General features: G+C 29.9%; 11 protein-coding genes. 1 reads left to right on the top strand and 10 read right to left on the bottom strand.

Annotation, left to right across the window (positions count from 1 at the left end; genetic code table 11):
- Positions 1 to 2: 2 nt before the first annotated feature.
- The 9 genes from AWN65_RS12055 to AWN65_RS12095 form a co-directional block, all read right to left on the bottom strand.
- Positions 3 to 2,711: an AsmA family protein gene (locus AWN65_RS12055; protein ID WP_060383394.1), complete on the bottom strand. Its 2,709-nt coding sequence runs from the start codon at positions 2,709 to 2,711 to the stop codon at positions 3 to 5.
- A gap of 36 nt (positions 2,712 to 2,747) precedes the next feature.
- Positions 2,748 to 3,614, bottom strand: a complete 867-nt coding sequence (locus tag AWN65_RS12060; RefSeq protein WP_060383395.1) for a pseudouridine synthase — start codon at positions 3,612 to 3,614, stop codon at positions 2,748 to 2,750.
- A gap of 67 nt (positions 3,615 to 3,681) precedes the next feature.
- Positions 3,682 to 4,599, bottom strand: coding sequence for a geranylgeranylglycerol-phosphate geranylgeranyltransferase (locus AWN65_RS12065; protein WP_060383396.1), 918 nt, complete (start codon positions 4,597 to 4,599; stop codon positions 3,682 to 3,684).
- 68 nt (positions 4,600 to 4,667) lie between these two features.
- The gene (locus AWN65_RS12070; RefSeq protein WP_060383397.1) at positions 4,668 to 5,606 is read right to left on the bottom strand and encodes a mevalonate kinase family protein; all 939 of its coding nucleotides are present in this window, start codon (positions 5,604 to 5,606) and stop codon (positions 4,668 to 4,670) included.
- A 286-nt stretch (positions 5,607 to 5,892) separates the two neighbouring features.
- A complete protein-coding gene (locus tag AWN65_RS12075; RefSeq protein ID WP_060383398.1) occupies positions 5,893 to 6,972 on the bottom strand; it encodes a diphosphomevalonate/mevalonate 3,5-bisphosphate decarboxylase family protein in 1,080 nt (359 codons plus the stop codon).
- A gap of 42 nt (positions 6,973 to 7,014) precedes the next feature.
- The gene (locus AWN65_RS12080) at positions 7,015 to 8,229 is read right to left on the bottom strand and encodes a BaiN/RdsA family NAD(P)/FAD-dependent oxidoreductase (protein ID WP_060383399.1); all 1,215 of its coding nucleotides are present in this window, start codon (positions 8,227 to 8,229) and stop codon (positions 7,015 to 7,017) included.
- 852 nt (positions 8,230 to 9,081) lie between these two features.
- Positions 9,082 to 10,095 carry an IS256 family transposase, variant Zn-binding type gene (locus AWN65_RS12085; RefSeq protein WP_456236274.1) on the bottom strand — a complete coding sequence of 338 codons (1,014 nt, stop codon included), beginning with the start codon at positions 10,093 to 10,095 and terminating at the stop codon, positions 9,082 to 9,084.
- A gap of 115 nt (positions 10,096 to 10,210) precedes the next feature.
- On the bottom strand, positions 10,211 to 11,614 hold the full coding sequence (locus AWN65_RS12090) for an alpha-amylase family glycosyl hydrolase (RefSeq protein WP_081078443.1): 1,404 nt from the start codon (positions 11,612 to 11,614) through the stop codon (positions 10,211 to 10,213).
- A gap of 220 nt (positions 11,615 to 11,834) precedes the next feature.
- A complete protein-coding gene (locus AWN65_RS12095; RefSeq protein ID WP_060383401.1) occupies positions 11,835 to 12,293 on the bottom strand; it encodes a hypothetical protein in 459 nt (152 codons plus the stop codon).
- Between the two features lie 133 nt (positions 12,294 to 12,426).
- Between AWN65_RS12095 and AWN65_RS12100 the strand changes: the two genes are divergently transcribed.
- Positions 12,427 to 16,452, top strand: a complete 4,026-nt coding sequence (locus AWN65_RS12100) for a LamG-like jellyroll fold domain-containing protein (RefSeq protein ID WP_060383402.1) — start codon at positions 12,427 to 12,429, stop codon at positions 16,450 to 16,452.
- Between the two features lie 295 nt (positions 16,453 to 16,747).
- Here the strand turns inward: AWN65_RS12100 and AWN65_RS12105 are convergent, their stop codons facing one another.
- Positions 16,748 to 20,152 (bottom strand): hypothetical protein, encoded by a 3,405-nt coding sequence (locus AWN65_RS12105; protein WP_060383403.1) that lies wholly within the window; start codon positions 20,150 to 20,152, stop codon positions 16,748 to 16,750.
- Positions 20,153 to 20,381: the final 229 nt, after the last annotated feature.

Raw genomic sequence — 20,381 nt, forward strand, 5'->3', positions numbered from 1 at the left:
AATTATTCCCCCTCTTCTTTGTACTGTTCATTTTCTAATCCATTTACTTTAGATCCTAATCTTATCTTAGGTTTATCTTTCGTTCCTTCTATTTTTAAAGGAATTCCAATAATCCCCATTGGAGGTAATCCAAGACGCATTTTTATAGCAAGCCTACCATCTAAACTAGTAGTTCCTTCTATACGTGGACGAAATCCTGCAATTTTAAATTTAAAACGATCTATTTCCATTAAGTTGTTTTGGATACATGTTTTTATTTCAAAGTCATTTACTTCTCCTGAATCAATACCACTATGTCCTGTTGAGTTACTAACAGCTTTAAGCAATTTGAATCCATTTAGTTTTACTTTTTTAACCCCTACAATACCTCCTCCTTGTAAAGAAGGAAAGACGGGAAACATATCATCATTTAAAATTCCTTTTAATTGATATTTTAAAGAAATAATTCCTTCAGCATTAGCCGCTGCTGTTGCCATTTCTCTAAATAACTTAATTTCTTTGTAAGCTTTTTTAACATCTAGTTCCTCTACTGACAGGTCCATTCCAAACGCAGCTTTTTTAGACGTTTTTGCTTTATAATTACCTGCAAATAGGATTGGGCTATCTATTATCTGACAAGAACCATTGGCAATTGTAATTTCTCCATTTTTTAGCTTTGTTTTTCCTTGTAAACAGTTAATATTTAGATCATCAAATAAAATCCTATCTACTGAGGTTTCAAAATCTAGGTCTAAATTTTTAGGAAGCATTACAACTCCTTTTGCATCTTTTGTTTTATTAGGTGTAGCACTTACTATGGGCATCATCCATTCATTAACGTTTAGATAGGGTGTTTGTAACTGAAACTGTCCTTTTAAGATGCCTTTATTGTGTGTTAGAAAATTCACAACATTTTGCACATATCCGTTAAATTTCAACTGACTATGTCCGTATTTAGCGTTAAAGTTTGTAAACCGTAGCTGATCATTATTAAAAGCAAAAAGACCTTTTGTTATGTAAAATGGCAATGGGAGGTATTCTGAAGTCGTTTTTACATTTCTTAAATAAAATTGTCCTTTATTTATCAACTTATTATAACGTCCTGCTTGTGCATCGCTTTGTTTTCCTTTTAAATAAATGGCTCCTTGAGCAAACCCTTCAATTGCATGACCTTTTACACCTAATACTTGATATATTTTCCCAAAGTTAATTCCTCCATTAGCACTTACTTGGTATTTAGCATTAGTCAGATCAAGGATATTGGCTTTTAAGGTCAATGGTTGTCCTTCAAAGAAGAAACGCAAAGGTTTTATGATTACTTGTGTTGTTTGTAGATTTTTCTTAACATTTAAATCTATTATAGCGTCTATTTTTTCAATAGGATTTGGATAGAATGGTGTTTTTAGATAGCCTTTTTTTAACTTACAAGACACTTTAGTTAAGGGGAGTTTATTTTGCTTTGTATCTAATACACCTTGTATATTTAGGTGTGTCTTAAGATCTCCTTTTAATTCGTAATTAGGCAAAAAACCAACTGCTTGATTTAAATATCTCAAATCTAAATCAGCATTTAAATGAGCATTTATCTTAGGCTTAGAAAGTCCTTTTGTTTCTAGTTTTCCTTTTAAATAACCTTTTCCTATTCCAAAACGAAGTACGGGAATTTTAACAGACAATCGTTCTGGATTTAATTGAGGTAATTCAATATGTAAATCGGTATTAAATTCTTTTAAAGGAAAAGGAGCTCCGTCATATTGAATGAATCCTTTTTTTAGATTCAAATCAAGCTTCATATCTGGTTTTTTATTTTGATCTGTTATAAAATCACCTTTCAAAGAAAGTACTGCATTGGTAATTCCTTTTAGAGTTGTTTTTTCCATCCAGGTAATTAATTTAGGTGGCAATGCGGTAAAAATATCTTCTAAATTACTATTTTGAGTTTTAATCAAAAAATTCATTCTATAACCGTTCGGTAAAAAATCAAAATTACCTGTAAAATCTACGGGTAATTTATTAATCATCAAATTATCTTGTTGAAAAACAAATGCTAATGACTGTGTATTTACTTTAGTAATTAAATCTGCATCTACTTTTTTGTTTTTGAGATATTGTTCTCCTTTAAAGACAAAATCAAAAGCTTCAATGCTTGCCTTTGTTTTTATTTCGAATATTTTATTTTTAAGGCTTCCATTTCCAAAATAATCAAAACCTAACGCATCAACAATTACTTTAGCTGAAGCATCATTATATTTTATATGGGCATTTTTGATGGCTATTTGTTTTAATTCAATAGACGTATCTTCTTCTTTTTTTACGGGATCATTTTTTTTACTTTCGTACACATTGTAATTAGCATGACCATTCTTATCAACTAAAATATTTATTTCTGCATTGTCTAAAAATAATTTATTGATATGTATTTTTCCTTTAAAAAGTTCTTGAACATCAATACCAAAAGCTATTTCTTCTGATTTGATTAAATTATTTTTTTCAAATGGTGTTGCGCCTGTTAATTGAAAATCATCAAATGATAAAGTTAATGCAGGAAAATGCTCAATAATAGAAAGATGTGCATCAGAGAAATTGATATTTCCTTTTATATGCTCGTTTGCATAATCTTTTACTTTTTGGGTGATAAAATTAGGAAATAAAAAAGGCAGACTAATGATTCCTAAAACAATGAATAATCCTCCTATAATTACCCATTTTATCTTTTTAATATAGTGTAACATATATTTATTCAAAAAGCCTCTAAAAGAGGCTTTGGTTTACATATTCTTTAAATTAATTATTTCTTGATTGGTTAAAAATCTCCAATTTCCACGTGGTAAATTCTTTTTTGTTAATCCAGCAAACACTACGCGATCTACTTTTAAAACATTATATTCTAACGATTCAAATATAGAGCGGACAATTTTCACGTTAGCTGTTTTTATTTGCAAACCAACTTCTGATTTTGGGGCATTCTCTACATAAGACACCTCATCTACCATTATTTTATGTTCATTTATATATAATCCTTTTTGGATTTTTTCTAAATCTTCGTATTTTAGGTTGCGATCTAAAGTAACTTGATAAATTTTAGGAGAACGCTGATTGGGTTGTGTGAATTTACGAACCATATCGGTATCATTTGTAAACAATAATAACCCTGTAGTCGTTTTATCCATACGTCCAACAGCTTGTAACTTGGCTTTAGTAACACCTCTTACTAGATCTAGAACGTTGTTAGCGTGTAAATCTTCTTCTTTTGAGGTAGTAAATCCTTTTGGTTTGTTTAACAAAATGTATTCTTTTTTTTCTGGAGACACCACATTTCCGTCAAAATTTACAATATCATTTACTTTTACCTTATATCCCATTTCTGTTATTACCTCTCCATTTACCTTTACATTTCCTGATTTTATATAAATATCAGCATCTCGTCGTGAACAAATTCCTGAATTAGAAATATATTTATTTAAACGAATCTCTTCCTCTTCTAATGAAACAACAGGTTTTGGTTTACGTTCAAATTTAGGTTTGCCATTTGTAAAACTTGATTTATTAAAATTAGGTTTAGCATTTCCGCCTTCTCGTTTACCAAAGGTAGGTTTCGTATTCGATCTTTTGTTATTTCCTCTTCCTTTTATCATCGCGACTATATTTTTTTTGCAAAGATAGTCAGTAAATTAGAATTTTAAATTCTGTAAACAGAAATATTTAATGATTAAATATTTCTTTACTATGAACTAAAACTAGTGGATCTATTAAAGTGATGCTAAAAACACCTGTTACAATTAAAATTTTCATAATAGTATGTAAATAAAGGTAATCAGAATGGCTAAAAGATTTCCATAATTTTAGAACGAAAGCTATCAAGACAATCATGCTTACGTAGAAATAAATTTCCATGTAACCTACATTAAACTTTTCAATTAAAACATAGATTGGTATAATTGTAAGAAAGCTTAATATCGTAATTATATATTTTGCTGTTTTTTCTCCAAATCGAACTGGAATTGTTTGATAATTAGTAGCAAAATCACCTTTTATATTTTCTAGATCTTTTATTATTTCTCTAATCAAAATTAACAATGATAAGAAAGAGGCATGAGCAAATATAACGGCATAAAAGTTTTTAAAATAAAGTAGGATTCCAAAAAAAGGAAGTACGGTTAGTAGAGATGCAGTTAGGTTGCCAACAATAGAGTAGCGTTTGAGTTTATGGGAATAAAACCAGATTAAGAAAATATAAACTGCATAAAAAAAAGAGGCGCGCCAAGAAATGATGAGAGCAAATCCTGTTGCTAAGAAATTTAGCACAAAATAAACGTATAGTTTTGTTTTTTGACTTACTAATCGATCTAACATAGATTTGGTAGGTCTATTTATTAAGTCTTTTTCTGAATCGTAAAAATTATTAATGATATAACCTGAAGCAATGACTAAGGCGGATGCAAAAACTAACACAAACAAACGCCAATCTAATAAAACGTCTAAAGCTCTTTTTTCAGGTGCTAAGATAAAAATAGACGCGAGATATTGTGCCAAAACAATGATGGTTATATTATAGCCACGAACAACTGAGATGAGACTTATAATTTTTGATAGAAAAAGTTTTGTTTTACGCGTTAACATGTGTTTTGTTTGAGCATTGAGTTGCTAAAAGTCTTGGGGGTTTATTTACTTCTAACCAAAATATCAAACTAAAATTGATAAACGACTTCTAGTTTATAATCTTTCAATGCTGATTTTGCTTTTTCAAGGTCTTGGGTAAAGCCTAGTATGTAACCTCCTCCTCCAGATCCACATAATTTTAGATAATAATCGTTGGTTTCTATTCCTTTTTGCCAAACTGTATGAAATTGTTCTGGAATCATAGGTTTAAAATTGTTTAACACTATTTTAGACAACTCTTTTGTGTTGGTAAAAAGTGATTTCACATCTCCTTTTAAGAAATTTTCAACGCAGGCATCTGTATATTTAATAAACTGTGATTTCAGCATTTTACGAAAACCTTCTTCTTTTAGTTTTTCCATAAAAATACTTACCATAGGTGCTGTTTCTCCTACTATTCCTGAATCTAACAAAAATACGGCACCTTTACCTGTAACACTTTGTGTAGGAATGCCTGTTGCTTCTATATGATCTTTTGAATTAATTAATATAGGCAGACTCAAATAACTATTTAAAGGATCTAAACCCGAACTTTTTCCGTGAAAGAAGGATTCCATTTGAGAAAAAATAGTTTTAAGTTCTAATAATTTTTCTCTTGTTAAATTTTCTAAAACGGTTATCTTATTGTATGCGTATTTGTCATAAATAGCTGCCACTAAAGCACCACTACTACCCACTCCATATCCTTGTGGAATACTGGAATCAAAATACATACCTTTCATAACATCTTGTTTCAAGGCATCATTATTGAATGCAACCAAATGAGGTTGTTCTTCTGCCAACTCTTTTAGATAAACTGCAAATTTTTTCAAACTTTCATTGGATTGCAGCGCTTCTGAAGATACATTACCGTCTATCTTAAGTGCTCCATTATAAAAATTATAAGGAATGGCTAATCCTTTTGAATCTTTAATAATTCCGTATTCACCGAATAATAAAATTTTTGAGTAAAAAAGGGGTCCTTTCATATTTGGCCTATCTTATTTTTTATTGTATTTGTTTTCTATTGTAGTGCTATATCGTTTTCTCTATTAGCATCTAATTCTTTGTATTTGATTTCCTGGTAAAAAAATCAACTTACCTATTATAGAACTAAAAATTATTACGAACTTCCTTAGAGAAAATATTTTTATTAGTTCTATATATCATTTCAACAAATATAACTTACTTTAAAACAACACATTAATATCTTTTATTTTTTTATAAATTATATTTTCAAACTATTGTTTGTAAAATAGATTATAAAGGTACGAATTAAATTGATATACTGCCTATACCTATTTCATCGCAAATATATTGTTCATTTTGACAATATCTAACCAATTCATTGTTAATAAATTCTAAAACTTGTTCTTTTACGTGTATAGGATACAGTAGATGCACATTTGCTCCTGCGTCGAGTGTGAAACAAACGGGAATATGGGTATTAGCTCTAAAACTCCAGATTTTATTAATTATTTCTAATGTATTAGGTTTCATTAAAATAAAATAAGGCATAGAAGTCATCATCATAGCGTGTAGGGTTAGTGCTTCACTTTCAACAATTTCAATGAATTTTTCTATATTTCCAGTAGCTAATGCTTCTTTAATTGCTGTCAAATTTTGATGGGCTTGGGCAAAACGTTGGACAGCAAAAGGATGTCCGTGCATTAAATCATGTCCTACTGTACTGGATACTTGTTTTTCTCCTTTATCAACTAACAGTATGGTATCTTGATAATTATTAAAGTTTTTATGTAAGGTATTGTATTCAATGCCGTATAAATTTGAACTTCTTTCTGTATCTGTGTGTTCACCCCAAATAACTACTTTTCCTTTTATACTTCTACAAGCACTTCCAGATCCTAATCTAGCTAAAAAAGAGGCTTTTTTAAAAAAGTATTCATCTGTTATAGAGGGATATATTAATTTTTCTAAGCTCATAATATTCATAGCTAATGCTGCCATTCCTGATGCAGAAGAGGCAATACCTGAACTATGAGGAAATGTGTTTGTGGTATCTATCGTAAAATGAAATTCTTTTAAATAAGGGCAATATTCTAAAATTCTTTCAAAAAACTTTTGAATCTTGGGTTTAAATGTTTCTTTAGAATTTCCTTCAAAAAAGAAATCGAAGGAAACGTTTTCGGTATTTTCTTTTTTAACAAAGGAAAGTTTCGTAATCGTTTTACAATTATTAAGTGTAAAACTTACAGATGGATTAGCTGGCATTTGCTTTCCTAGCTTACCCCAATACTTTACTAATGCTATATTGCTTGGAGCACTCCATTGAAAATCTCCTTCGGTAAATGATATCGTATAATCCGATACAAGAAAATCCTTTTCAGAAAACATATTTTTATTTTTTTGGGAGCAAAGATACGTTTTATCTATAAACTAAAATTTTAAATTTTTAGCAATAATAAATCCTCCTGTCCAAGCATTTTGAAAATTAAATCCTCCTGTTATGGCATCTATATTTAAAATTTCGCCAGCAAAATAAAGATTTTTAAAGCGTTTGCTTTCCATAGTTTTAAAATTAACTTCTTTCAGATCAATTCCTCCTGCGGTTACAAATTCTTCTTTAAAAGTACTTTTACCATTGACCAAAAATTCTGCTTGGGTAAGTTGTTTTACTAAATCTATTAATTGTTTTTTAGATAGATCAGCCCATTTAGTATCAGGTTGAATATGAGATGCCTTTAACAAGCTTTCCCATAATCTTTTGGGAAAGTCAAAAGGGCAGAATTTATTTATTAATCGTTTTAAATTTTGTTCTTTAATTTCTTTTAGGTCTTCCATGACTGTATCAAAATCTAAATCATTTAACCAATTGACTTGTAATATAAAACGGTATTTTAAATCAAATAAATCTCTTGCTCCCCAAGCTGATAGGCGCAGTATTCCTGGACCGCTTAACCCCCAATGAGTTATTAATAATGGTCCTGATGCTTTAAGTTTTGTTTCTTTTACTCGTACTGAAGCACGAGCTGAAACTCCCATTAAATCTTTAATACGTTCATCTTTTATATTAAAAGTAAACAAGGAAGGAACTGGGTTTATGATAGTATGTCCTAAATTTTGGAGTAGATCCCACATTTTGGGATTACTTCCTGTAGTCATGATTATCTTGATTGTTTTAAATACTTGTTGATTAGTTGTTATTTTCCAATAGTCTTCTCCTTGAAAAATATCTTGTACGCTATGTCCTGTAAATACATCTATTTTATTTTTTTTTGCAGCAGATAGAAAACAATCTATTATAGTTTGTGAGCTATCTGTTATGGGAAACATTCTACCATCTTCTTCTATCTTTAACGTCACGCCATGTTTTTCAAACCACTCAATAGTATCACCACTACAAAACTGGTTAAAGGGCCCTTTTAACTCTTTTTCTCCACGAGGATAATACTTGACTAGATCATTGGGTACAAAACAAGCATGGGTTACATTACAACGTCCTCCTCCTGAAACACGAACTTTAGACAATACTTCTTTTCCTCTTTCTAAAATAGCTATTTTTAATTGGGGGAAGTTTTCAGCTATGTTGATTGCTGAAAAAAAACCAGAGGCACCACCTCCTATTACTATTATATCGTAATTTACTATCATATCTATCAGGGTAGTGGGTAATAACTACCTCAACTCTTGCTTTTTTTTTACAAAAATAGTATCTTCTAGAGAATTTATGGTATAGGGATGAATCTGAATTTTATAATCATATATTAATTCTTACAAATTAATTATCTTCTGTTTAAAAGATGAATTACCTTAAAAGCATTTTTCTTAGTGCATACTCTTAATAAATATAAACTGCTTAATTTATAATGTATACAAACAATAAATGGAGAGATTTAGTATATCAAGTCTATTCTTTTTATTTTCAATAAAAACTCATTCCATTTAAACTTAAGATATACTGGATTAAAAAGTAAAATTCTCGATCTGTTTTTTCATTTTAAAACTACTCGAAAAAACGGTTGAGTATATAATTAAAACATCGTCAGTTCGAGCACGAAGCGCATCAAGAATCAATACTAATTTTTATTGCTTTTGTAGGATAGTGTCTAAATCAACATGCAGTTTACCACTCCTACGTAAAGAGGAGTATCATAATCAACATTATGTGATTTCTTCCTTTGATCGAAATGACAAGATTGCAAACTTTTTGAGCAGTTTCAAGGTTAAAAAAATAGTATTATAAGGAAATTTCAAAGTTTAGATGGTATCAATTATTTTTCCCCTATATTTTCTTTGTTTCTATATAATTGTGGTAATGTGGTCAAAAATGGTTGGTAATTTTTGATTTTAAATTGCTTATATTACAACATCAAATTGAAGAGGAAGTTGGCTCTGCTGAGGAGCAACCAACCAGCAATAAGTTTGATGATTATACGATAATTAAAGGATAGGTTTTAATCTATCCTTTTTTAATTATCGGTAATCAAATATGGCTGAAAAAACCTATTTTTCAATTTGATTTTTATAGTATAAATACCATCTTAAAAAGTTCTTCCTGTTTTTTATACTTAATCCTCTATGAATATTTAGATTGTCTTTCAAATGTCCAAAAAATGATTCAAGAGCATTAGTTGAATTTGGTATTTTATCATCTTTAAGATAGGTAAACATATGTGGTAATGCTTTTTTAATTACAGTAAATGATCTTCTAACCATTTTATGAGTATACCAATATTTTTTACTTTCGATTTTATATGATCTTTCATTAAGATAGTCTCTATATTTTTCTTCCCAATGTATAAGCTCTATTAACCATAATTGTCTTTTGTATTCAGAATTAATCTGATGGATTTTAATTATAATTTGCTTTAATTCAAAGCCTGATTTGTGTTTTGGATTGGCCGTGAGCCATATTTTACACATTCTTGAAATATGTACTAAACACCTTTGAAAAGCTATGTCAGGGCAAATATTTTGTATCGCTTTTAATACAGATTTATCACCATCAGAAGTAATACATTTTATAGTAATCCCAAGATTTAATAAATTTTGTAAATCTTCTGCAACTTCTTCATAATTTTCGTTATCAGTTATTCTATAAAGTTGAGTAGATTTTAAATGAAATTTTCTATAAACTACTAGACAAATATCATTAGGAAAATAAGTTCCATCAATCATAAGATAAACATCATCAGTGGAGCTAAACTCTAAAACAGGAGCTTTAGATAACATTTTAGAAAAATAACGTTGTAAAGTACTTTTACTGTAACCAGATTCAAGTGAAATTTTATCAAAAATATCTTTACCGATTATCCAGTTTTTAAACCAAATCTCTTTATTAGAATCTGAAACTGATTTATTATTTGAAGTAAATAATTGACCACAATCATTACACTTAAATCGTTGCTTATTTTCTCTTATTCCCCACTTTATCGTATTGAGGCTTTTACAGGTTGGACAACGCTTTTTTTTGAAGTTTTCATGAAATAAAAAAAGTTTATTGAAACTAATTTCAATAAACTTTCGTCAATATCATATTTTATAATGCTTTACAGCATTTTTACCAACCATTTTTGACTATTAAACCATAATTGTTTTTGAGGAAAAAACATAATTTAAATATTCATGAATTTTATTGGTTTAATAAGATTTTATACTCCCAAGGTTTAAAATCACATTCTGATTTGTTTTTAATATCTATTGATTTCTTTTTTAAAAATTCTTTAAAATGTCCAGAAATGGGCCATTTTAATTTTTGTTTTTTATTAGATAAATTAGCTATAAAAAAGAGTTCTTGACGATTTTTTTCTCTTTTACACATCCAAAAAACACGATCATCATTTGTGGTAATTCTATGGTAAGAAGCTGGTTTTTTTCCTGTATGCAAAAAGGAGTTTGTTTTTTTTAAATCTTTTAGTCTTTTGTATAGGGGCATCATTTTTCCTTCTTGATGCAATAATGTATCTTTTTGATAAGCACGAAAACGCTTATGTGAATCGTATTCTTGACCGTTATATATTAATGGAACTCCATTAAGAATATACGTAACTATTGTCATTACTTCTACAGCTTGTCCCATTCTTTGATACTCAGTATCGTTCCATATATTTTCATCATAATTACTGATAAAATGTAATCGCATTTTATCTTTCGGGAAGTTTTTTACTTCTTTTTCTAGATAACGATCAAGATCTAATACATTCATTTTAGACTGTGCGATGCTATTTAAAATATGGTGTACTTCCCAACCATATTCTATATCGAAAGCGTTTTCTAGCAAGCTTTCTTTTTCTGCCTCAGCAATCATTAAAATAGGTTTTATTTTTTTCAATTCTTTTACAGCTCGTTCCCAAAAAAGAGTCGGTACTTCGGATGCTACTTGACAACGAAATCCATCTATATTAAATTTTTGTACCCAATATTTCATTTCATCTATCATAGCAAAATGCAAATCAACAGAAGCATAATTTAGCTGGGCAACATCTATCCAATTATAAGGAGCAATAGGAGTTCCTTTTTTATTTTTCGTATACCATTCGGGATGTGTAACAATCCAACTGTGATCCCAAGCTGTATGATTAGCAACCCAATCTAAAACGACATACATTCCGTTAGCATGGGCTGTTTTAATTAGTTTTTTTAAATCAAAATCTGAACCATAATCGGGATGTATTTTCTTATATTCTTTTATAGCATAGGGATTTCCTTTTGTTATTTCTTTAGTGAAAGTATTTTTTATTTCCTCAACAGTAGTGGTATGAGTAATTCTTCTTCTTAATCTACCTATTTCTTGTATAGGCATTAACCAGATAATTTTAATCCCAATTACTTTCAACTTAGGAATATCTTTAGTAAAGGCATCAAAGGTTCCTTCTGCGGAGTAGTTTCTAATATTTACTTGATAAACAATTGCATCTTGAGTAATTTTGGGATCTAAATAGGTTATTCTTTTTTTAGGTATAATTATCTTTTGAGCCTCTTGATTACAAGCTATTAATAAAAAGAGTATTCCTAAATAAACCACAATTTTTTTCATTCTCACAATACCCAACAATCTGAATTCATCAAGTTAAAACATTGCAAAATTAAACATAGAAAATAAATATATTTGATTTATCGAAAAATTTCTATAAATAATCTATCAAATAAAGTATCCTAAAAGCAAAAAGCATTCTTTAGTTGATCTTTTCAACGTTATAAAAGGATACTCTAAATCAAAACAAGAAGATTTCTTCTTTTAGGACGCTTTTTATTTCTTATTTTACTTGATCATTGTCTATATAAGTTTTATTCCCATTTTTATTAATATAATAGGTACCTCCTTTAGGTCCTTGATATACTTGACGATCTTTGTATTTTCCTATGACTTTATCTTTTGCATTGGAATTTGCTTTTTCAGTTGTTTCTCTTTCTTTTTTAGCTGGTTTTGAGATCGTTTCTTCTATTTTATCTTTTACCTTTTTGGTCTTAGACTTCGTTTTATTCTCTTCATCTCTTACTTTTGTATCCAGCTTATTTGCTTCCACCTTTGCTTTCCCTTCTACAGATTTCAGATTTCCTTTTGCAGAGGTTTTACTTTCTTTTTCAGCTTTTACTTTATCTAATTTTTCAGTTATAACTTTAGATTTGTTCAACTTTTTACTTTTTACCTCTGTTTTCTGAGCGAATGTGTTTGACAATACAAACATCAAGCATAACATCACTATTTTTTTCATAACACTTAATTTAATATTTACAAGCAATATAAATAATTATTTTTTAACAAAACTTTAATTTTTTCTTAATTTTGCATTAAGATTTTTTTATTTACAAAAAAACATTTTAAAAACACCCAAATTCACAAAAACTATGAAACAAAAATTACATTTAATCTTATTTTTCATTTTGGTGAATTTAAGCTATTCTCAAAAAGGCAACTTTTATGAGCCCAAGCCTAAATTTCCACATTTGTTCAAATCCTTAATCCCTATACAAAAAGATGATCCAAAATGGGTACATCTCATGTACGGAGAAACTCCTAACGTATACGAAATAGAAAAGGAGTACAATCTATACTATCAAAAACATGACTTTATAAAGACGATACATACTCAAAATTATAAATTTTTTATTAACTACGTATATACCAACAACTGGATAAATGACAAAGGAGATATAATCAAGAAAGACTATGTAAGTGAATATAGTAAAGAAAGGATAAGTACTCCTAAAAAAAGCATAAATTCTAGTAATTGGACTCCTATAGGTCCCATAAATACCTATAATAATGGCGGAACTAGAACTGAATCACATCAAGCAAATGTATATTCTGTTGCACAATCTGTTTCAAATCCTAATGTTCTATTTTGTGTCACAGAAACAAGCGGCACATTTAAAAGCAATGATAAAGGAGAGAATTGGTTTTTAGTAGGTGGAGATTATTTTAACGATGATACATCGTGTGTTGAAATTGATCCCACTAATGAAAACAATGTCTTTGTGGCTTCCAGCTCAAGAATATACCGATCAACTGACGGAGGTAATTCTTGGATTTCTGTTCTAAACACTAATGGCTTAAACATTTACGAATTTGCTATTAACCCACAAAATAACCAATTAATTTTTGCTGCGGGAAATAAAGGTTTGTACAAATCAACAAATGGAGGAACAACTTGGTCACAAGTTTTTACCGAAACCTGTTGGGATGTAAAATTTAAGACTAATGACCCTAATACCCTATTCTTATTAAAATCAAACAATACATTAAAATTAACCGAATTCTACAAATCTACCGATGCAGGAAACACTTTTTCGCTCAAAAGCCAAGGTTGGTTTATTCCTACACCAACAAGTAGTATCGGCGGGGCTCGTATGGGAGTTACAAACGCAGATGGAGACAAAATATATGTAGCTATGTTAGGGAATGTAGAAAACTATGCAACAGATGTTAATTTTATAGGTGTATACAGAAGTGATAACGCAGGAGAAAGCTGGTCTTTACCTTATGATCAAAACAATGATGGTGTACCTAACAATAACCCAGGAGGTCCTTATAACTCTGACCACTGGTGTTTTTCTAGTTTTGGAACCAATGGAGGTTCTTATGATCAAGGTTTCTATAATTTAGCAATAGATGTATCTGATACAGACCCCAATAAGTTTTTAATGGGTATGCTTAACCTTTTCAAAAGTGAAAATGGAGGAAAAACGTACACTCGATGGGGAGGATATGCCTGCGACAACTGTACATCTTACTATCGTCATCCCGATCATCAAGATATTTTAATAAATGGAAATGATGTGTTTGTAGCCACAGATGGAGGAGTAGACTTATATGACGCTAATCTAAACATATTGAAAGGATTAAACAAAGGAATCATTTCTTCAGATAACTGGGGATTTGGACAAGGATGGAATGAAGATGTGGTAACTGCTGGTCGTTATCATAACGGAAATGCCGTATATCATGCTAATTATGGAGATGGGAAATTTATTTCGCTAGGAGGAGGTGAATCTTCAACAGGTTATGTTGCATTAGGAGATAATTTAAAAGTTTATCATTCTGACATTGCAGCTTATAAAATATCCAAAGATTTTTCAACCCCTGTACAATGGACGAACGGATTGAGTATGTTTCCTAATGAATCTGTTTTTCCTGACGTAAGAGGTCAAATAACCTATGACCCTAGATATTACAATCATTTATATCTAACAAAAGATAACAAATTATGGAAAAGTACAGATACTGGTGCCTCTTTTACACTACTTAAAGAATTTGGAAGCAGTACTGATAAAGTGTACATGGTCGAAGTATCTAGATTAGACCCTAACATTATTTTTGTAGTAAATAGATCAGGTTCTACAACTAAACTATGGAAAACGTTAGACGGTGGAAAAAATTGGATCCAAATAAATCTTCCTAATACAGATGCTCGTTTATATTTTGGCATCAATGAAAATAACACTCTTTTCATAGGATTTGGTGGTGGAACTGGAAAAGCGTTCAAATCAATAGACTTAGGAAATACTTGGATTAACCTAACCACTTCTACTATTCAAAATTTAGGTTGTTATACCATAGCTCCTCAATTAGGCACTAATGATGGCGTATATTACGCAGTAGCAGGCACAAACAAAATCTACTATAGAAATTCTACCATGTCTGATTGGGAATTATATAATACAGGATTACCACTTGGTTTAAGACTAATAGGTGTCAAGCCTTTTTATAAAAATAGCGAAGTACGAATTAGTTCTAGACGTGGTTTTTGGAAATCACCTCTTTTTGAAAAAAGTTTACCTGTTGCACAACCTATGGTAGCAAAACAATCTGTAGATTGCAGTAGAACAGCCATCCAATTTGATGATTATTCAGTCTTAAATCATACAGCTGCTAAATGGGATTGGAACTTTCCAGGCGCAAGTAGTATTTCTTCCACTTCTATCCGAAACCCTCTAGTAACATATTCAACACCTGGTCTTTATAATGTTACTCTTACCATAACTGATGCTGATGGACGTACAAGTACGAAAACAGTACAAAATATGATAGAAGTTTTACCTTCTTCTTGTAACATAGAAAGTGCATCTAAACAGGTTTTAGAAATGACTACCAACACAGAATCTATTTCTTCTAATGAAATGAATTACGGCAATACAACCGATTTAACTTTTACTGGTTGGATAAAACCAAATGGCACGCAAGTATCTTGGGCTGGAATTGCTTGTTTTGGAGACAAACAAAAAACATTACTAAACTTTAGAAGTGCTAATAATGAAATAGGATTTCATTTTAAAGATGGATATTATAATTATGCTACAGGATTGTATGCTCCTGCTGATCAATGGAGTTTTGTAGCTTTTAGGATTACACCTACTAAAATAACATTATTTTTAAACGATAAAAGTTGGTCCCTTGCAGGTAATTTTAGTGCTATCATTTTAAATAAATTAATCTTAGGAAAAGATTATGGTAGAAACGATAGAACTTTTAAAGGACAAATGGAAGAATTTACCTTGTGGAATAGAGCATTAACTGATGATGAAATCTATTTAAGTAGACATTTAATTAAGCAAAACATAACAGATACGAACTTAATTGCTTATTATCAGTTTAATAATATTACAAATAATGGATTAGTTTATAATAAAGTTAATTCTAACGATTTAAATATTTCTACCTCTATAACATTTCCTACATCTACTGCTCCAATAGCCACTGGTACTAGTCAATTATTAAAAATCAACACCACTGGTCTTTATAATTTTGAGTCTGTAAACACCGCTCTTAACTTTACAGGATCAGTTCCTAATGGAAAAGTTGTTGTATCTCAATTAAATACTCTACCCAATGAATCCCCTTCTACGGGATCAGTTGGAAACGAATATTGGATTTTAGATAATTATGGAACCAATACATCATTTTCTGGACTTTCATCTATAAATCTAATTCCTACTTATGATGCTTCTAATGCTAATTTGTCTAATTTCACTCTTTTTAAAAGAAGTAACAATGAACACTTACAATCAAGTTGGACACAAAGCGGAATAGCCACCGCCATAAATGGAAAAACAATAAGTTTCCCTGGAACATCTATAAATCAATCCAACCAATTGTATATACAAAATTCTGCACCTACAGAAACTAACAATACTTATTTGCAGAGAAGTCTAACAGTTTATCCTAACCCAATAGTTATAGGAGAACAATTAGTGATTGATGGAATTAATTCAGAACTGACATTTACACTGTATGACTCTAGTGGAAAATTAGTATTTAAAAAACAAGTTGATGACAATAAAATCAATCTAAATGATTCTATTAAAAAAGGAATCTATTTTTATAGAATAGAAACAAGTGATAAAATTTATAACAGTAAATTAATCATTAATTAGTTTCAATAAGGTTCCGAAAGCAAATTATAATTTATAATCTAAGGTTGTCCTAAAAGTTTGCAATCTTTTCATTTCGACCAAAGGGAGAAATCACATAATATTGATTATGAGACTCCTCCCTACGTCGGAGTGACAAACTGCATGTTGATTTATTACTTTTAGGACAGCCTCTTTTTTGATAAAGAAACATTACAACACTTATTTAAATTGATTTTAGTATGTGTACTTTTCAGAAAACTACAACAACTTTGATTCTAAAAAAACACTCCTTTTTTTCATTCTCTATATAAAAATATTAAAAGAAAGCCCGCAATTGAACATTACCAGTATGTATAGTTTCTGAAGTTTCACTTTTTCTTCCTTGATAATTAAAATTGACATCCAAGTACTCTGTAAGTTTTTTTTGAAGTAACATACGCCAAGTCATGTTATTATTAACCTGTAATCCTTCTAACATCTGAAAACTTACTGGTGAAAAAGCATTTCCTTCAAAACGATTATTTATGTAAGCAAACTCTCCATTTAATACAAATTCTTTTGAGGTTACTACATTAAAGGAAATCCCTAAACGATTTTGAGATAACTTTTCGAATGCTCCTATTTTATTATTTTTTTTCTGAAATTCATAAAACAGATCTAAAGTGGTATTTTTTGAAAATAAATACCCTACTCTTGCTTCTAACTGATTTTCTCTAAGCTGAAAATTCTTACTCAAATAGCTAACCGAATATACATTGTTTTGAGATATACTTCCGTTAAGAGTAATCAACCAATACTTATTTAATAAATGGGTATACGATAATTGATGACTTGTGTTTGTATTTTTTAATTCGTCTGCTACGAGTAAACTCTTTAATTCATTAATAATAACATTGTATACAACAGAATGGCTTTGCTTTCCTCTATTATAAAACAAGCTATTTCTTATACTGGAAGTCAGTCCCAACAACTGATCTTTTGAATTTATAAAAGGATTTAAATCAAATTGTTCTCCTTCCTTTTTAATTTTTTTATCAATTAAAAAACTCGTTTGGTTATAAAAATAAGATATAATTTTTCGATACCCTTTTTTATCTATCCAAAGAAAAGGATTTAGTGTAACTGATTGTGAAAACTTGTTTTGATGTGTTTTTACAAAATTTTGGTTTGGTAAAAAAACCTTTATATATTTTGCTTGATCTGGAAATTGTGCTATTTCAAACTCTTGAAGTTCTTGAATCCCATTTTTATTATAATCGTTCCAAGCATAAATCCCCTTTGTAGCTTCTACTTCTACAAAATTAAATTCTTGTTGTGGAATACTTCCTGAAAGAGTTTCATAACTCAATCCGTATTGAAAAAAACCTTTGAAGAAACGCTGATTATAAAGCAATCTAGAATTTAAAGATGATTCATTTTTCTTATTACTTTCAAATAATAATTGGCGATAATTAACAAAAACCGATAAATCAGCTTGATTATTTTGAATTAGTTTAGAATTTAGATAATAGGAAATAGATCTATTTACTCGTTTTAAGGTAATTCCTTGCAAAGAGTCATTTAACCTATAAGATAGACCTGTTTCTCCATAAACCTTCGTTGAATCGCCTCTTCCTATAAACATTCCCCATTCTGTAAAACGCTGACTCAAATTAGTTAGCTTAAAAGTTGATTTTATCCTCTCTTGATTATCCTCCAATCGCTGGTTAACTCCCACCCAATTTTTATAAAATTTATATTTCAAATGAAACTGATTTCTAAAAAATTGAGACTTCATCTCATTGCTTTCGCTATTCATCAGGCTTACTTGTTGTTTAGCAAACCATTTAGTAGACTCATGAATTACTGAAAAAAGATGCTTATTTCCTTTAAACCGCTCCGAAAAAGTTAAATTTTCAAATTGATATTTTCCTCTTATTTTTTTTGACCAACCAAACTGTAAGGCTGATGATATGAGTCGCTGGTTACCTATTGTTTCTTTTAAATTCCAATCGCGATCAAACTCAACAGCAAATAAACGTTCTATAGGCTTATATTCTTTTTGAATAAATTGTAAATCATTTAATGAAATGAGTTCCCAATTTTTTTTAGACGCTATTTTTTGACGAATATTGAGTTTTCCTGCCATCCCTTTATTATTTTCATCGTCTAAATCAGAAAACAAATTCAAATCATGATTACTTATCGCTAATTCAAAATCTACTATTGTTTTTTCTGAGGGTTTATAACCTCCTAATAAGGTTGCTATTTGTAATTTAGAAGGTGCTATTAATCTAATAATGGGTTCATATTCGCCTTGTTTTATACCTGCAAGAGCTGGCACATATTCATAAATTCGACCATTAGCAACTGTTGACTTTACAATATAATCTCCTTTATTTTTACCTACTAAGGAAAACTTAACTTGATATAACTCTTCTTTTGAATCATTAGAATACACATATACAACAGCAGTTCCTATGCTTGTCTTTTTATACAAAATTTTCTTATCAGTATAAGGCTCTATAACGGCAGAAGGAGCGTTCAATAATCCAGTATTATCTCCTGCTTCTGATAAAATCTTAATTTGATCCGAAGATAAACTTTGTTGAAGAGGCTGATTTTTAACATCATTTTCAGAATAAACAAATCCACCTAAATGCCATTTATCCTCTTGATGAATAGTTCCACCGTAAGTAACAAAACGGTTAAAACTTCTTTCAGAAAACTGATATTCTACCACAATTCTCATCTCTGAATTAACCGGAAACAAAGAGGTAAAAGTCAATTCACCCGCATTATAATCTATTACATATTGGTTATTTTCTCCTCTTTCCAATAAATTTCCGTTTACATATACTCGTTCAGATCCTGAAATAACCAAGACATATAACTCTCCATTAGGTCCACGAAGTTTATAAGGTCCTTGATTTCCTTCCTGTCCTATGAGAGTACTTTTTGCATACTGTCCTCGTACAACTGCTCCAGAAAGCGTTATTTCTGTACTAACAGGAGATGTTCCTAAATTAACTCGCGCTAAAACACCTTGTACCTTTTTATTAAAATTTAAAAAACGAGATTTTCGATTTTCTAAAAACAAATCACCTCCACGGACAGACCATCGGTCTGAAAATAATTCAACAAAAACTTGATCAAATTCGTCTAATCTTTGTGAATATCCTCCATTTTGCAACGGAATATTATGGTCTTGCAAGGAAGCCCTAATACTTACTTTATCTGACAACTTACCTATTACTTGCAAATCTAAATTAGAATTTACTGCTGCATTTTGGTTATTGCCTATACTAAGCCCACGTGTAATACTCCCAGATGTTTCTAGCCCTTCAAAAGGCTTGAATATGTTTACTAAACGGTTTTCTGTTTTATAAATATTTCCAGAATTTGTAGAAGACACTAATCTATTAACATCATAGAAAGAATAACTTTTTGTAAGAAAACTCGGGTATTTCAAATAATAAACATGAATAGTATCTTTTTTTTTAAGGGTAGAATCTAATTTTATTGTTGCTTTCACAAAATCAACTTGATACAACGTTGAATCAATTTTAATTTTGTTTTTATCATATAACGCAAAATGCGAAGGATTGATACTGATACTGTCTATATGAATTAAATCTTTTGTAAAGGGTATTTTTTTATGCTGATACAACGTTTCCTGTGCTTTCAATAGGGTAGGAAAGCATAACATACAGATAAGAAAGCGAATTTGATTTTGCAGCATATTCTATTAACTCGAATAGGTCAAAGATATTGCAATTATTGAAATACTATTACATAAAAAGCCATGTGTAATTATCTCTAATAATGGAGCCAATCACATAGTAGCTAGAATTTCATTTTCTTTATTGTTATAGTGACAACTGTACAGCTAATAAAGTAATAACTTAACGTTTTGCCTGTTTACTTCAATAACAGAAGAAGTCAGATTATTAGTACTATGTAATTGGCTT

The organism is Flavobacterium covae, from assembly GCF_001534645.1.
Taxonomy (GTDB): Bacteria; Bacteroidota; Bacteroidia; order Flavobacteriales; family Flavobacteriaceae; genus Flavobacterium; species Flavobacterium covae.

What these genes read in the sequence shown, in the direction of transcription:
- AWN65_RS12070 (WP_060383397.1), bottom strand. Translation starts at nt 5,606, where the DNA reads ATGAAAGGACCCCTTTTTTACTCAAAAATTTTATTATTCGGTGAATAC.
- AWN65_RS12060 (WP_060383395.1), bottom strand. Translation starts at nt 3,614, where the DNA reads ATGATAAAAGGAAGAGGAAATAACAAAAGATCGAATACGAAACCTACC.
- AWN65_RS12105 (WP_060383403.1), bottom strand. Translation starts at nt 20,152, where the DNA reads ATGCTGCAAAATCAAATTCGCTTTCTTATCTGTATGTTATGCTTTCCT.
- AWN65_RS12055 (WP_060383394.1), bottom strand. Translation starts at nt 2,711, where the DNA reads ATGTTACACTATATTAAAAAGATAAAATGGGTAATTATAGGAGGATTA.
- AWN65_RS12095 (WP_060383401.1), bottom strand. Translation starts at nt 12,293, where the DNA reads ATGAAAAAAATAGTGATGTTATGCTTGATGTTTGTATTGTCAAACACA.
- AWN65_RS12090 (WP_081078443.1), bottom strand. Translation starts at nt 11,614, where the DNA reads ATGAAAAAAATTGTGGTTTATTTAGGAATACTCTTTTTATTAATAGCT.
- AWN65_RS12080 (WP_060383399.1), bottom strand. Translation starts at nt 8,229, where the DNA reads ATGATAGTAAATTACGATATAATAGTAATAGGAGGTGGTGCCTCTGGT.
- AWN65_RS12100 (WP_060383402.1), top strand. Translation starts at nt 12,427, where the DNA reads ATGAAACAAAAATTACATTTAATCTTATTTTTCATTTTGGTGAATTTA.
- AWN65_RS12075 (WP_060383398.1), bottom strand. Translation starts at nt 6,972, where the DNA reads ATGTTTTCTGAAAAGGATTTTCTTGTATCGGATTATACGATATCATTT.
- AWN65_RS12065 (WP_060383396.1), bottom strand. Translation starts at nt 4,599, where the DNA reads ATGTTAACGCGTAAAACAAAACTTTTTCTATCAAAAATTATAAGTCTC.